This window comes from Glycomyces sp. NPDC049804 (genome assembly GCF_040674615.1).
In the GTDB taxonomy this organism is placed as follows: domain Bacteria; phylum Actinomycetota; class Actinomycetes; order Mycobacteriales; family Micromonosporaceae; genus Glycomyces; species Glycomyces niveus.
Genome location: NZ_JBFAMQ010000014.1, coordinates 45,281 through 60,836, shown reverse-complemented (window position 1 = coordinate 60,836; position 15,556 = coordinate 45,281). Strand labels below are relative to the sequence as shown.

The window sequence follows — 15,556 nt, the reverse complement described above, 5'->3', positions numbered from 1 at the left end:
CAGGCGTGAACCGCGTCCTGGGCATCCGCCGCCACCCGCTCAAATCGGCCGCCGCCGAACACGTCGACGAGGCCTTCATCGGCAAGCACGGCCTCGACGGCGACCGCACCTGGACCTGCCTAGACGCCGACGGCACGATCGGCAGCGCCAAGCAGCCGCGCCTGTGGGAAAGGCTCCTCGCCGTGGGCGCCGCCTATGAAGCAGGCGACGTCACCATCACGACTCCAGGCAGTACCCCCGCCAAGGCCGGCACCGCGGAAGCCGACGATGCGGTCTCGACCTGGCTGGGCCGCCGGGTAAGCCTCACCCGCCGACCACCGAGTCAGCTCAAACGGCACCACTGGTGGCCGGACGAGCCCGGCATGATCCCCGACTGGGCCGCCGACAAGGAGCCCGGCGGGGACGACGTCGTCGACGCCCGCCACGACGCCGAGGGCGGCCGATTCTTCGACTACGGCGCCGTCCACCTCGTCACCACCGGCGCCCTCGAACGCCTCAGCGCCGAGCACGGCAGCGAGGTCGACCCCGCCCGCTTCCGCCCCAACCTCATCCTCGACCTCCCCGCCGACCCCGAACCAGGCCAACGCCTCTCGATCGGCCCCGACGTCATCCTCGAAGTCGCCATCCCGACCCCGCGCTGCGTCATCCCGTCCCTCGCCCACGGCGACGCCCCCGCCGACCGCGCCCTCCTCAAGACCCTCGCCACCCACCACCGCATCGACGTCCCCGCCTTCGGCCGAGCTACCTGCTTCGGCTTCTACGCCGAAATCCGAGCCGTAGGCACAGTCGCCAAAGACGACGAAGTGACAGTCACCGAATAGCGAACGACCCGTCCACCAGACTGCGGCAGACGAGCCGTTCACTATGAAGCACTAGTTGTAAGCAGTCGTGTAATACCGCGCCTTGTAGAACTCCGCGCCACTCCGAGTCCGGTCGGCCGACTGCGAGAACACGACAGTCGGCGAACCCCAGTCGCGCGAGCCGGCGTTGTCGCCGCGCACGTAGAAGTGCTCGCCGGTGCTCATCTTGACGTACGCCTTGATGCGCGTCGTCGTGTGCAGGGTGGTCTTCGCGAGCGTCCCCTTGTCGATCGAGTAGACGCCGTACGAGTCCGACACCAGCAGCTTCGACTTGTTCGAGAAGTCCGGCTGCAGATCGTGCCCGAGCCCCGACAGCGCGACCTTCTTGCTCGACGCCTTCAGGCGCACGTTCCGGTACGTGCCCGACACCGTGTACGCCTGCACGACCTTGTTGCCGCACGCCCACAGCAGGCTGTTGTTCGGGTCCCACACGACCCCGTGCGCGCCCGGAAGCGAAACGGTCTGCACCTTGGCGAGCGTAGAAGGATCCGACACGGCCGTCGGCCCATAGACCGTCAAGAACCCGTCCGAGGACGCCGCGACGAACGCCCCGACATTCGGAATCCGCTCCAACGCATGCGGATTGCCACCAGGCGTGGCACTCCACAGCACGTCGTTCAGCTCCTGGTCCTTCTCATCGGTGATGTTCCAGATCCCGACCTTCCCGCCCGACGCCGCCGCCAGCCCGATCGCCCCGAACTGCGCGGTGTCCCGGATCCGGCAGTCCGACAGGTTCGACCACCCGCCCGTACCGGGGCTCCAGCTCTTGTACCGGTTGGCGTCGCTGAACGCCGCGTTCTTGTCGAACACCATGACCTTGTTCTGGACCTGCTCGGTCACCATCACCTTGAAGTTCGCCGTATCCGCCGCCGCAACGCCGACCCCGACCGTCCCGGCCACCGCCAAGGGCGCCCCGATCGCCACCGCTCGCAATAGGTTCCGTCGTCTCATCTGCTGCTCCTCGTGGGGGTAGGAAGCCATCCGAACCCGATCCGGGCCGCGGACCACCCAACAGTGTGCGACATAGGAACCAATCGCGGCTAGCAACGCATCGGGTACTGATCCGTTCAGTCTGCTCGAACCCGGCCACGATGCCGACTCCACAGCCCTTGACGACGACCGCGAGAGGATCCGTGAACACCCGGCCGATCACGAATCGGCGAGCAGGCTCGGAGCCGGGATGTCCCCCGGCCTATTCTGCGGAAGCAGCCGACCGAAGGTGACCGAGGTGAGAGACGTCGAAGACCGGACGCAGATCCAAGCGGCGTTCGCGCCGTCGGACCCGCCCCGCCACGGACTCCTCGCGCTCTACCGGCTCGACGGCGGCCCGCTGCCCGACGCCCCCGGCGACACCGGGGCCATTCCCATCGTCACCGACGCGACCGGAGCCGTCCGTGAGACGCCGGCCGTGCTCTGCCGACCCGACCGCGCCTGCGAATACCTGCTGACCGCACCCGCCCGCACCGATGCGACCCGCGCTTGGTCCCTCGCCGCCCGCAAGGCCCTCGAACTCATCGCATCCGGCTGCATCGCACCAGGCCTGGACGCCGACGGCACCGGCGCCTGGCGAATCGCCGGCATCGACGGCGAGGACGCCGAATGGCTCCATCGCCTCGCCGACGCCATGCCCCCGGCCGCATACGCCGCCGCCGTGAACGGCCGCCTGCCCGACCCGCACCGGCTCCTGCGCGCCTTCCTCGACGCCGTAGCCGACTCGTGGGCGCGCAGCCCCGCCGCCACCGCACTCCTCGGCGAACACGCCTTCACCGCCGAGCACCCGGTCCCCGCCCCCGAGTTCGCCCGCGCCGCCGCCCGCCTCGCGAACGGCCGCGACCGCGGACACGGGCCCGCCCTCGCCATCGAACCGCGCGAACACGACGTCCGCATGCGCGCCCTCCTGTTCGACCGCGCCGACCCCGCCGGCCTCCTCACCCCCGCCGAGGCCGGTACCGGCGAAGTCGAACTGCGCCTGACCTTCTCACGCCTCGCACAGGACTCCGGCTGGCGCCGGCTCCAGCGCCTGGACCGCGGCGAAGACGGTCTCACCACCCGCCTCGACCACCACGACCTCGCCTACCTGTTCCTGGACGAAGGCATCGAGGACCTGCGCGAACTCGGCATCGAGGTCCGCGTCGACGCCAGGGTCGAACCGGGCCCCAGCCTGTCGCTCGCCATCGACGGCCCCGCCACCGAAGGCAGCCTGTTCTCCCTCGACCGGCTCCTGGTCTTCCGGTGGCAGGCGGCCCTCGCCGGCCGCGAGCTCACCGCCGCCGAACTCGACCGCATCGCCGACTCGCACAGCCCGCTCGTCCGAGTCGGCGACCGGTGGGTCCTCGTCGACGAGGCCATGCGCGCCAAGCTCGCCCGCCGCCTCGACGCCCCCGCGCCGCTCGAAGCGCTCCGAGCCGCCCTCACCGGCACCGTCGACATCGGCGGCGAACAGGTCCCCGTGGCCTCGGCCGGTCCCCTGAACGCCCTGCGCGAACGCCTCCGGACCGGCGCGGACGCCACCGCCGTCCCCCAACCGGAATCCCTGCGAGGCGACCTGCGCGACTACCAGCTGCGCGGCCTGAACTGGCTCACCGGCCTGGCCGGACTCGGCCTCGGCGCCTGCCTCGCCGACGACATGGGCCTGGGCAAGACCATCACGCTCATCGCCCACCACCTGCACCGCCAGAGCGACCCGGCCACCGCCGGACCCGCGCTCGTCGTCTGCCCCGCGTCCCTCATGGCGAACTGGGCCGCCGAAGCCGCCCGCTTCGCCCCCGGCCTCACGGTGCGCCGCTTCCACGGCCGCGAACGCTCGCTCGCCGACCTCGGCCCCGCCGAAGTCGTCCTCACCACCTACGCGACCATGCGGCTCGACGCCGAAGCGCTCGCCGCCGTCCCGTGGAGCCTGGTGTGCGCCGACGAGGCCCAGCACGCCAAGAACCCCGCCTCGGCGACCGCGAAAGCGCTGCGCGGCATCAAATCCGGGGCTCGCGTCGCACTCACCGGCACACCGGTGGAGAACAACCTCACCGACCTGTGGTCCATTCTCGACTGGACCACACCGGGCCTTCTCGGCAGCCGCGAGGGATTCCGCGCCGCATACGGCCGCGCCGCCGAGAAGGGCGACCCGCTGGCCGCCGCCCGCCTCGGTGAACTCGTGCGCCCGTTCATGCTGCGCCGCCTCAAGACCGACCCCGGAATCGCCCCCGAACTGCCCGCCAAGACCCTCACCGACCAGTACGTTCAGCTCAGCAAAGACCAAGTGGCCCTCTACAAGCGCGTCGTCGACGACACCATGGCCGAGATCCGGGCCGCCGCCGGGATCGAACGCCGCGGCCTCGTCCTCGCCCTGCTCACCCGCCTCAAGCAGGTCTGCAACCACCCCGCCCACTACTCCGGCGGTACCGACCCCGCCAAAGGCAAATCCGGGAAGCTCGAACTCGTCGACGAACTGCTCGACACGATCCTCGCCGAAGGCGAGCACACCCTGGTCTTCACCCAGTACACGGCCATGGGTGATCTCCTCCTCGCGCATCTCGCGAAACGCCGCGTCAAGGCCGAGTTCCTCAACGGCAAGACCCCTGTCAAGAAGCGCGAAACGATGGTGAACGCGTTCCAGAACGGCCAGACCCCCGTCCTCCTCCTCTCGCTCAAAGCCGCCGGAGTCGGCCTCAACCTCACCCGGGCCACCCACGTCATCCACTACGACCGCTGGTGGAACCCCGCCGCCGAAGACCAGGCCACCGACCGCGCCTACCGCATCGGCCAGACCCGCCCCGTCCAGGTCCACCGCCTCATCTGCGAAGGGACCCTTGAGGAACGCATCGCCGAACTCCTCGAACAGAAGCGCGGCCTCGCCGAAGCGGTCGTCGGCACCGGCGAGGCGGCCCTCACCGAACTGAGCGACGACCAGCTCCTCGAACTCGTGCGCCTGGAGGAACGATGAGACTCCGCGTCCTCGCCGACCCCGGCCAGACCGCGCTCGCGAACGACTTCGCCGCCGCGCTCGACCCGCTCGTGCGCGATGCCGACTCCGGCCGCATCCAGCGCGGCCTCGACATGGCGCGCAATCCCGGCAGGGTCGATGACATCGAGATCGAACCCGGCACCGCCCAGGCGTTCGTCGCCGGTTCGAGCTCCGGCCGCTACGCCGTGCGGATCCGCGTTCGCGAGTTCGACCGAGCCGACAGGGCCGCATGGGATCTCGTATTGGGCCCGATGGGGTTCGGCCCAGACGTCGAGGCGGGGCGCTTCAGCCGGGACCTCATCGACTGCGCCGCCGAGAACGGCAGCCCGATCGTGCCCGAACCCGACGAGGTCGAAGCCGACTGCGACTGCCCCGATCCCCAATGGACCTGCAAGCACATCATCGCCGTTCTTTCGATCCTCGTCCAGGAGGTCGACCGCTCCGGCGCGGTTCTCCTGCGCCTCAGAGGTATCGACGCCCCTGACGCCCAGAGCGCGCCGGACGACCCGGAATCGGGCCGCACCCTGTGGGCCAAGCGCGCCTACGAGCACGGCCCGACCGCCGCCGAGGCCTTCGCCCGCGAATGCGGCCCGCTTCCCGAACCCCCTGGGACACCAGCCGAACCCGTCCTCCAGTGCTTCCACGAGCACCCGTACGACCCGGGCCGCTTCACCGCCGACCTGAACGCCGACGCGCTCGACCTCCAGGCCGCGATCGCCGCGACCACCGCGCTCCTCGCGATCGACCTGCCGCTCCAGCCCCGGCCCGACGATCTGGCACTGGACGCGGCCCGCATCGCCAGCGGCACCCGAGAAGCGATTCCGCGACTCGCCGAGATCGCCGGATGCACGCCGCCCGAACTCGAAGACCGCGCCCTCGCCTGGATCTTCGGCGGCGAAACAGGCATCCAAACCCTCACCGACCAGTTCCAGCCCGACCCCGAGACCCGCAAGGCCGCCGACGCGATCCTCAAGGCCCGCTTCGGCACCGTCTCCCGCCGCCAGAACCGCTGGACCATCGCCGCCGAAGGTCTTCAGCTCCGTCTCGGCCGAGACGGCCGCTGGTACCCGTACACCAAGGAAGCCGGAAGATGGCTCCCCGACGGCCCGCCCGCCGCCGATCCCCTCGAAGCCGCCGCAGTGGGCCCTCCCGCTCCCGGCTGAATCCCGGTACCGCCGAACGTCACACGCCCTTCGCCCCACCCGTCTCGACCACCACTCCGATGACGAATCGGTGACGGATTCATGGCGACCAGACCTACGGTGCAGCCGTGACGCAACATGCAGTATTCGACGAATCCGACGACACCGGCCGCCCCGTTCGAATCCGACGGTCACCGCTGCCGCACCCCGCGAACCCGTTTGCACGATCCCCGACTGCTTTAAAGGCGGTCCGCGCCGAGACCGGTCTCGAGTGGACCTGACGAGACGCACCCCGCCACCGGTGGCCGGTACCCTGGCATACCCACTTCGGCGCCGGTATCCGTTGCGCCGCTGCGCTCCCGCACCCCACCGACAAGCCCCTTTGGAGCGGTGATGGACGAGTCCGAACCCACCGAGCCCCGAGGCCGCCGCCCAGTCCTCGTCGCCGCCGTCACGGTCGGGACCCTCACGATGTGCGCCACGTTCGCCGGATCCGTGGTCAACCTCCTCACCGGGCCCGCCGCGCTCGCCATCGCCGCGACCGGAGCGGTCCTGGCGGGCATGGCCTCGATCATCGCGACGATCGTCTCAGGCGCCGCGGGCGGGTCGTCCGAGCGGCGTGCGCCCGCCTCCTGGAACTGGCTCGACGCGGCCCGGCACCCGCTCGAGGCCGTCCGGAACATCCGCCTCCCGCTCGCGTGCGCCCTCGCGGTCGCCGGAGCCCTGGCCGCCCCGGAGTCGATCCTCGCGCCCGTACCACTGGAAGGCTTCGCGGCGGTCCATGCCGGAGTGCTGCTGCCGGTCGTGACCGGCGCGTGGGCGCTGCTCGTCGCCATGGTCGCGCAAGGCTGGAACCTCACTTGGGACGGCGCGGAGCCGCGCCAGAAGGGCGCGGGCCTCGACGCGCTCGTCACTTACAGCGTCGCCGCCGGTTTCGGCTTCTGGATTGGGACGATCGCCGACCCCTATCTCGGGCTCCTGATCGCCGCTGCGGCGATGTTCGTCCTCACCGCCGTCGCCGGCCGGATCGAGGACGACTACTACGCTAAGGGCCCCTTGCCTTTCGCGTTGTCCGCCGCGGCCATCACCGCGACCGCGCTCGCGTCCTGGCATACCGGCTTCGGCCCGTTCGGCACCGTCTTCGCGAGCCTGGGCGCGATCATGGCGGTGACCTTTCCCGCCGCGATCCGCGGCAAGCACCCCAAGTTCGAGGCCGGCATCCTCGAATTCGTCCCGCTCCTGGCCCTCGGCCTCCTCGGCCTCGACGGGCGGCCCTGGTGGTTCGGCGTCGCGATCCTCGTCTTCGCTGCCGGGGTCGTCAACTCCGGCGGGGGATCTCTCGACGCCCCCGACTTCAGCCAAGGCGCCCGCTTCGTCACCCGCTGGTTCGGACGCCTCCAGCCCTTCGCGGCCCCCTATGCCGTCCTCGTCCCACTGGCCTCGGTCTACGCGGCCGTGGCGATGGCCTTTCCGCAACTCGGCTGGGAACTCCCCTGAGCGGACTCGCCGGTCGACCCCTCCGCAGACCCCGGCCGCCCTGCGAGCCCCGGCTGAGGGGTCCCACAATGCCGTTCGTCTGCGCTACCGTCGATGATCGGACGACCACCACCCGACCGGAGTGCTCCTTGCGTCTTCGCCTCCCGCGAACCCTCTTCGCGCTCGCCGTCTTCGAACCGCATGTCGAACTTCACCTCGCCCTCCTCCAGGTGTTCGGCCGCGCCGCGGCGGCTCTGGAATCCGGGCTGAACCGGGAAGCGATCCGCGGCCGGCTCCCGGAGGCCGGCTGGCTGGACCCCGTCGCCGACGCGGACCTGACGGCGAGGCTGGAGCAGTTCGAGAAGACCTGGGGCCTGATCGAGTCGATCCAGGACCGGACGGGTCCGTACACCAGCGCCGCCGACTACGAGCGGAACCACCTCACCTACTCTCTCACCCGGCAGGGTGAAGCGGCCCTGGCCGGCATCGAGGCCGCATGGGAGGCGCTGCACGCGGTGGGCGCACTCCAGACCTCGGTCCTCGACGCCATCGCGGACAAGCTCGACGAGCTGCACCGCCTGGCCGAGACGTCCTCCACCGCCGACTCGGCCGTGCACACCACCGTCGAGGAACTCGAGCGCCACCTCAAATCCTTGGCGGACAACGTCGCCAGCTTCAACGGCAGCCTGCAGCGGCTCATCGGCCCGGCCCAGGTGGACGTCGCGGTCTTCACCGAGGTCAAGCTCTCGACCATCGCCTACCTCGAGGAGTTCTGCGCCGACCTGCCGCAGCGGGCCCGCAGGATCGCCGCCGCCGTCGACCGCGTCGAAGGCGGTGTCGAAGTGCTCCACAAGCGCGCCCTCATCGGCGCGAACCTCCCGCCCGGCACGGGCGAGGACCGCCGCGAGCAGTGGCTGGAGCAGCGTCGCCTGCGCTGGACCGGGCTGCGGTCCTGGTTCGCCGGGCCCGAGGCCCGCGTGGAGCGGCTCGATCTGCTCGCGCGCGAGGCGATCCGCTCGCTGCTGCGGGCTCTGGAGCGGATCGACCGGGAACGGCGCCGCTCGGCGTCCGCAGCGGGTGACTTCGTCGCGCTGGCGCGCTGGTTCAACGGCCTCGACTCCGAGTCCGAGGCCCACCGTCTTGCGCACGCCGCGTTCGGCCTGGGGTCGGCCCGGCACGCTCACCTGGGCCTGGAGGACCCGGAGACGGTGGGGCCCAACAGGTCTTGGTTCGAGGCGCCCGTGGAGGTGTCGCCGCTGCTGCGCACCTCAGGCCGCGAGGTGTCGGTGGGCCGCACCGGGAAGGTTCCCGACACGGCCGAGCGGCGGGCGGCCGCGCGCGCGGCGGCGCGCGAGCAGGCTGCGCAGCTCGCCTCCGCGTGGACCCTCCTGCATACGGACGGGACGGTGCGGCTCTCCCGCTTCGCGGCGCTGCCGCCCGAACGGTTCGACAGGCTGCTCGAACTCCTGGCCGCCGCGTGGCAGGCGACCCCCGGCCCCGGCGGGCTGCGCTGTGCCGCATCCGCGGACGGCGCGACGCTGATCGAGCTGCGCCCGGTCGACGGGACGTGCACGCTCCGATGCGACCGCGGGACGCTCACCGGCCCCGACTGCGAGGTCCGGATGTTCCCGTCGGGAGGCGGCCGTGGCTGATGTGAAGAACCTCGTGGCCGCCGAGGAGGCCCGGGGTGTGGGCCGGGCGATCCGGACGATGCTGGCCGCGCCCCTCATCACGTACACGGCCGACCCGCAGGCGTTCGAACTCGTGCTCCGGCACCGCGCCCAGGTCGAGCAGTGGTGCTCCTATTTCTGCGGGTGGAACCTCGACGTCGACGCCCGATCCGGCTCGATCCGGCTGTACAAACTCGTCGAGGCGGACTACCGGCATCCGCTGCGGCGCCCGCGCGGCGTCGGCGACCCGTTCGACCGGCGCCGATACGCGGTGCTGTGCCTGGCGGCGGCCGAACTTCTCGGCAGTCCCGTCGTGCTGCTCACCGAGCTCGCCGAAGCGGTCGCCGACCGTTGCGCCGAAGACCCCGAACTTCCCGAGTTCCGCCTGGGCCACGGACCGCACCGCTCCGAACTGGTCGACGCGGTGCTGTACCTGCAGCGGCTCGGGTCGGTCGACGTGGTCGACGGCTCTGCCGAGTCCTGGGGTGCCGATCAGCACCATGCGGTCCTCCTGCGGGCCCGCCCGGCCGTGCTCATGAGCCTCCTGTCGTCGCCTCAGCCGCCCTCGCGCGCGGAGCGGCGCGACATCGCCGAGCTCACGGCCGACCCGAGGCACCAAGTCGACCGCGAGGCCGTCGGCGAGACCGGACGCGGCCGGTTCAGCGTGATGCTGCGCCAGCGGATCATGCGGCGCCTCGCGGACACCGCCGTCGTCCACTTCGACGAGATGGATCCCGACGAGCTCGAATACGCGCGCACGCTGACCGGGGGCCGCCAGATCGTACAGGCCGCCGCCCGTGCCGGGATGGTGTGCGAGTGGCGCGCAGAAGGGGTCATGTGGATCGACCCGGACCGGATCGCCACCGACACGGCGTTCCCCGATGCGGGCGGGAACGCCAAGCAGGCGGCGCTGCTCCTCCTCGACTTCCTCCAAGAGCGGGGCACCGCCACCGACATGGAACTCGAAGGCGAGGTCCACCGGCTGCTGGAACTGCACGCCAAATGGGCCAAGGACTACCGCGCGGTCGGCGGCGCCGCCCGCATGGCCGCCGAGGCCGTGCTCGTCCTCTGCGACTTCGGCCTGGCCCGCCGCGACGGTGCGGTGGTCGAACTGCGTCCCGCCGCGCGCCGCTACCGGGTCGTCGAACCTGTTGGAAAGGACCGACCGTGAACGCACCCCGCACCGGCCGCTGGATTCCCGCCAGGGCTGGCATCCTCAATCTCTGGCGCTACTACGAGGAGACGTTCGCCTTCCACAACGGACGCCTGCTGCTGCGCGGTCCGAACGGCTCCGGCAAGTCCAAGGCACTGGAACTGCTGCTGCCGTTCCTGATCGACGCCGACATGCGGGCGCACCGCCTTTCGACGTTCGGGACCGGCTCGCACCGGACGATGCACTGGAACCTGATGGGGGAGGGCGCGACCGGCGCCACCCGCGTCGGCTACCTGTGGCTGGAGTTCGCCCGCGAAGGCACCGACGACACCTTCACCTGCGGAGTCCGCCTCCAGGCGTCCAAGCACAGCACGGAGGTGAAGCCCCGGTACTTCACGACGACCGCCCGCGTCGGCGTGGACTTCGCACTCGTCAACGGCGCGAACCAGCCGCTGACGCCGCGCGAACTGGCCGCGGCCCTGGAAGGCCGCGGCGGCATCCTCGAACGCGCCGAGTACCGGGACCGGATCCGCCGTCACCTCTATCCGGGGTTGAGCCCGCAGCGCTACGAGGCGCTGATCCGGGCCATGCTGCAACTGCGCACCCCGAAGCTCTCCGAGCTGCTGGACCCGAAGACGCTCTCGGACATGCTCTCGAACGCGCTGCCGCCGATGGACGAGACGGAGCTCGAAGGCATCGCCGACGGCTTCGAACGCCTCGACCGCCGCCGCGCCCACCTCGAAGGGCTTGCCGCCCAGCGGGAGGCAGCCACGGATCTCGACGGCTACCAGCGCCGGTACGCCAGGGTGCTGCTGCGCACGGCAGCCGACCGGGCGACCGCCGCCGAGGCCGTCCGCGACCGCGCCGGGTCGAAGGCCGCCGAACTCCAGCGCGGCATCGAGGATTGCGCTGAGGCGGTGGAGGGCGCCGAACGGCTCGAGGCCGAAGCCGAGCGCGGCATCAGTTCGGCGACGGCCGAACGCGACCAGCTCGCCCGCAATCCGCTGTTCGACACCGGGCGCCAGCTCAAGACCGAGAACGAGAAGCTGCGGCAGCTCGAGAAGGCCCATGCCGGGGCCGTCAAACGCGCCGCCAAGGCGAAGGAGTCCGCCGCGCGGCTGGCTGGCGAGGCCGATCGGGCCGCCGTGAACGCCCGCGACCGGGCCGCGACCGCCCGCGAGTCCCGTGCGACCGCGCTCGCCGCCGCGGAGGCGGTCGGCTTGACCGGTGCGTTGCATGCCGCGGCGGCGGCCGATCCGGGTGAGGAGCTCCGCACCCTGCGATCGGCCGTCCGCGATCAGCGCGAGGCCCTCACCGAGGTCCGCGATGCCGCGGTCGCGCTCGCGTCGGCCGAGGGCAAGCGCGAGGAGGCCGAGCGGCGCCGTGAGCGTTTGCGCGAGCGGCACCGGGCGCAAGGGGCGGTGGTGCTCGAATCCAAGGGCGTGCTGCGGCGAGCCGTGGAGGACTGGACCGACGCGGTCGAGGACTGGGCCGGGTCCGCGACCGAACTCGGAATCACCGACGCCGACCGCGAAGCCCTCCTTGCCGACCCCGAGGAGCCCGCCGCGGCGAACCCGGTCCTGGACGGGGCCTATCGGTCCCGTGCCGAACTGCTCTTCGGCGAGCGGGCCCGTCTCGACGCCGCCGTGGAGGCTCTCGAAGCCGCCCAGGGGGATGCCGCCGAAGTCCTTGCGGGACTGGAACGCATTGAGCAGGTCGAACCGGTGCCTGCCCGCACCCGCGCGGCCGACCGCGCCGGCAGGCCCGGCGCGCCGCTGTGGCGGCTGGTCGACTTCAAGGGCGAACCGGACGCGGGACTCGAAGCGGCGCTTGAGTCCTCGGGGATGCTCGACGCCTGGGTACTGCCCGACGGCTCCTTCGAAACCGCAACCCGGGACACGTTCCTCGGTCCCGGGGCCGCGCCCGCCCAAACGCCCCTTTCAACCGTGCTGCGGCCCGAACCCGATGCGCCCGTGCCGCATCGGGTGGTCTCAGACCTTCTGGACCGGATCGATTATTCCCGCGAGTGCGCGACCGGTGCCGCGGCGGTCGCCTCGGACGGGTCCTGGCGCCTGTCCGGGCTGGCCGGGCGGTGGTCCAAGGCCTCGGCGGAGTTCATCGGTGCGGCCTCCCGGCGGAGGCTCCGCGAACGCCGCATCGCCGGGGCCCGCGAGCGCCTTGCCGAATGTGAACGGGCCCTTGCCGAAACCACCCGTCGACGGGACGGGGTCGCGTCGCGCCTCGCTCGGTTGCGCGAGGAGCGCGACGCCTTCCCCGGGCGGGGGTCCATCGACACCGCCCAGCGGTCGCTCGCCGCCGCGGAGCAGACGCTCGGCCTCGTCGCCGACGAGATCGCCGCCGCCGAGCTCGCGCTCCATGAGGCCGAGGCTCGCGTCCGGGCCGACCGATTGGAGCTCGACCGCCTCGCCGACCGCCACCGGCTGCCTCGCACGATCGTGGATCTGGACCGGCGCTCCCGCAAGCTCGACGAGTTCGACACGGCCGCCGCCGCGTGGTCGCGCGACAGGTTCGATCAGCACCGCGCCGACGTGACCCTCGGGGAGCTCGAGGAGCGCTCGGGAGAAGCCCGGGAGGCCGCGTTCGATGCCGCGGGGGAAGAGGCCGAGACAGAGGGTGAAGCCGCCGCGCAGCGCGCTGCGGTCGCCGCACTGGACCGGACCGTCGGGGCCGATCTGCAGCGGCTCCAGGCCGAACTCGACGCCTGCGACGAGCGGCTTCGGTCTCTGGGGAAGCAGCGCAAGGACGCCGAGATCGAACTTCGCGACCTCGCGCGCCGCGAGTCGGAGCTGAAGAGCGGACGCATGAGCGCGCAACGCGACCACGAGGCCGCCGCCGTCGCCCGCGACCGCGAGTTCGACGCGCTCCGGGCGCTCCTGGTCGGCCAGGTCCTGTCCGACGCCCGCATCGAATTCCCCAACGAGCGGCGCGAAAACGTCAAGGCCACTTTGGAGGCCGCCCGCCGCCTCGCCCAGGTGCTCGAGACCACGCACGGGGGCGATCAGGCCGCCGCAGCGGCCCGAAACCGCCTGCGCGACAAGTACCACCAACACAAGTCCGTCCTCGCCGACTACGCCGAACTCGCCTTTGAAGGGGAGGGCGAATCCGAGCTGCTGATCGCGGTCATCGCGGGCGAGCGCCTCGGTCCCCGCGCGCTCGCCGACCGGCTCGCGTTCGAGCACGACCGGGCCCGCACCGAGCTCACCGATGCCGAACAGGAGCTGTTCGGCGAGATCCTCACCGGCCAGATCCGCGCCTCGCTCGCCCGCCGCATCCGCGAGGCCCGGGAACTCGTCGAGGGCATGAACACCCGCCTGGAGCGTGTCCGGACCTCCTCGGGCATGCGGGTCCGCCTGCGCTGGGCCGTCCGCGACGAACTCGACGTCCACGCCAAGGCCGCCCGCGAACTGCTCCTGAAGGCCCCGGACAAGCTCGACGCCGAGGAGCGGGCCCTCCTGCGCGCGTTCTTGTCCGACCGTGTGAACGCCCTCCGCGAGTCCGACGACCCCAGGCCCTGGTCCGAGCAGCTCAAGGACGTCTTCGACTACACCGCCTGGCACGAGTTCCACGTCCAGTTCGACAAGGGCGCGGGGTGGAGCCGCCTCACCCGCCGCCTCCACTCCAACCTATCCGGCGGGGAGAAGGCCGTCTCGCTCCATCTGCCGCTGTTCGCCGCGCTCGCCTCCCACTACGAGACGTCCCCGACCTCCCCGCGCCTGCTCCTCCTCGACGAGGTCCTCGTCGGCGTCGACCGTGCCAACCGCGGCCAGGTCTTCGAACTCGTCTCCGCGCTCGACCTGGACGCGGTCCTCACCAGCGAGCACGAATGGGGCGACTACGCCGAACTGGACGGCATCGCCATCCACCAGGTGATCGCCTCCCGGCCGGGCGACGACCTCGTCACCACGGTCCGGTACGTCTGGGACGGCACGGCCCGCTACGCCGAGGACCCTGAGGAGGCGCACGCGTGATACCGCCGTACCTCCGCTCGCCGCATCTGGCCGCGCTCTGGAAGGAGGCTCACCGCAGGCTCTCCACCGGCGCCGCAGTCACTGCGATCCGCCTGCGCGGCTTGAACGAAGACGAGCGCCACGCCCTGGCCGAACTCCTCGGTGCAGACCGCCTTCCGGCCGCCGAGTGCAGCATCAAGCTGGCGGCGGTCCGCGAGGCGATCCTGCCGCACACCCTCGAAGCCGCGCTCGCCGAACTCGTCGGACCGATCGACAACGCTGCGCAGCAACGGGAAAAATACACCGCTGAACGCGACGCGCTCTGGTCCTGGCTTGAGTCGCACCCGCTCCTGACCGACCGACCCGCGCTCCGCGGTTGGGCTGCCCGACTCCGGGCCGAACCGCCTATCGGCGTCTACAGCGAAAAGCGCGAGCTCATCAGCCGCGCCATTTCGGTACTCCAATCCCTTCCCGCCGAACGGCTCCCATTGCCGGTCCTCGCGCAGCGCACGCTCGGGGATCCGCACGCCCTCGACCTCGGCCGCCTCCCCAGTCTCGTTCTCCGCGCCATTGCCTCCGAAACCGGCGCCCCGGTACCGACCGATGCTGAACAGCGCCGCCGCACCTGGGAATCGGCCGGAATCATCTGCGACGAGCTCTCCTCGACAGTCCTCGTCGCCGGCCTCGCCCCAGAGGGAGACTCGCTCCTGGCCTGCATCCTCCGAGCCGCCCGTTCGGAAGGGCAGGCAGTACCGGTCACACTCGCGCAGATGCGAAAGGCCCCAGACTGCTTTGCACCTGGTGGAACTGTGGTCTCGGTGGTCGAGAATCCGTCGATCATGCAGGCTGCCCTGGACCGCTTCGGCGACACGGTCCCGCCTCTCATCTGCGTCTCGGGCAGACTGCACATCGCCGCCCGCATCCTGTTGCGATCCCTCACCGAATCCGGCGCGCAGCTCCGCTACCACGGGGACTTCGACCCGGCGGGCATCAGCATCGCCGCCGACGTAGTCGGCAATCTGGGCGCCCGCCCCTGGCACATGGGGACCGCGGATTACCTGGAAGCCCTTGTGCCTGGTCCGGTGATCGATGCAGCCTTGGTACCTCCGACCCCTTGGGATGTGGCGTTGCAGGAAACGATGCGCCGCGAAAGGTTCGCAGTCTACGAGGAAGCCGTGATCGAGACACTGCTCGAGGACCTTCGCCAGTGAAGCAGGGCTTCGCTCGACCATCGTCGCCGCTGACTTGACCACCGATCTCGGCACCTGTCCTTAACGCGAGGGAGGCACTGATTCTCGAAGTGTTGGATACGGTTCCGGTTGGATGCGC

The 15,556-nt window shown here is 71.2% G+C and carries 9 protein-coding genes; 8 read left to right on the top strand and 1 reads right to left on the bottom strand.

The genetic code is table 11. The annotated features are described in order from the left end of the window. Positions 1-5 precede the first annotated feature (5 nt). Positions 6-821 (top strand): MOSC domain-containing protein, encoded by an 816-nt coding sequence (locus AB0K52_RS20165; RefSeq protein WP_363534440.1) that lies wholly within the window; start codon positions 6-8, stop codon positions 819-821. A 51-nt stretch (positions 822-872) separates the two neighbouring features. On the opposite strand, the gene AB0K52_RS20160 is transcribed toward AB0K52_RS20165, so the two are convergent. Then, positions 873-1,811, bottom strand: coding sequence for a DUF6528 family protein (locus AB0K52_RS20160; protein WP_363534436.1), 939 nt, complete (start codon positions 1,809-1,811; stop codon positions 873-875). Positions 1,812-2,088: 277 nt separating this feature from the next. On the opposite strand from AB0K52_RS20160, the gene AB0K52_RS20155 reads away from it, so the two are divergent. The 7 genes from AB0K52_RS20155 (at position 2,089) to AB0K52_RS20125 (ending at position 15,438) form a co-directional block, all read left to right on the top strand. Continuing rightward, positions 2,089-4,797: a DEAD/DEAH box helicase gene (locus tag AB0K52_RS20155; protein WP_363534433.1), complete on the top strand. Its 2,709-nt coding sequence runs from the start codon at positions 2,089-2,091 to the stop codon at positions 4,795-4,797. Further along, a complete protein-coding gene (locus AB0K52_RS20150; RefSeq protein ID WP_363534430.1) occupies positions 4,794-5,981 on the top strand; it encodes an SWIM zinc finger family protein in 1,188 nt (395 codons plus the stop codon). The genes AB0K52_RS20155 and AB0K52_RS20150 overlap by 4 nt, the downstream gene beginning before the upstream one ends. Before the next feature lie 372 nt (positions 5,982-6,353). Then, positions 6,354-7,457: a hypothetical protein gene (locus AB0K52_RS20145; RefSeq protein ID WP_363534427.1), complete on the top strand. Its 1,104-nt coding sequence runs from the start codon at positions 6,354-6,356 to the stop codon at positions 7,455-7,457. Positions 7,458-7,585: 128 nt separating this feature from the next. Continuing rightward, positions 7,586-9,088, top strand: coding sequence for a TIGR02677 family protein (locus AB0K52_RS20140; protein WP_363534424.1), 1,503 nt, complete (start codon positions 7,586-7,588; stop codon positions 9,086-9,088). Then, the gene (locus AB0K52_RS20135; protein WP_363534421.1) at positions 9,081-10,277 is read left to right on the top strand and encodes a TIGR02678 family protein; all 1,197 of its coding nucleotides are present in this window, start codon (positions 9,081-9,083) and stop codon (positions 10,275-10,277) included. Before AB0K52_RS20140 ends, AB0K52_RS20135 begins: the two co-directional genes overlap by 8 nt. Beyond that, positions 10,274-14,248: a TIGR02680 family protein gene (locus AB0K52_RS20130; RefSeq protein ID WP_363534419.1), complete on the top strand. Its 3,975-nt coding sequence runs from the start codon at positions 10,274-10,276 to the stop codon at positions 14,246-14,248. Before AB0K52_RS20135 ends, AB0K52_RS20130 begins: the two co-directional genes overlap by 4 nt. Continuing rightward, positions 14,245-15,438, top strand: coding sequence for a TIGR02679 family protein (locus AB0K52_RS20125; protein ID WP_363534416.1), 1,194 nt, complete (start codon positions 14,245-14,247; stop codon positions 15,436-15,438). The genes AB0K52_RS20130 and AB0K52_RS20125 overlap by 4 nt, the downstream gene beginning before the upstream one ends. The last annotated feature ends 118 nt before the right edge of the window (positions 15,439-15,556 follow it).

Coding starts and splice junctions, on each gene's coding strand:
- AB0K52_RS20145 (WP_363534427.1), top strand. CDS start 6,354: ATGGACGAGTCCGAACCCACCGAGCCCCGAGGCCGCCGCCCAGTCCTC.
- AB0K52_RS20150 (WP_363534430.1), top strand. CDS start 4,794: ATGAGACTCCGCGTCCTCGCCGACCCCGGCCAGACCGCGCTCGCGAAC.
- AB0K52_RS20160 (WP_363534436.1), bottom strand. CDS start 1,811: ATGAGACGACGGAACCTATTGCGAGCGGTGGCGATCGGGGCGCCCTTG.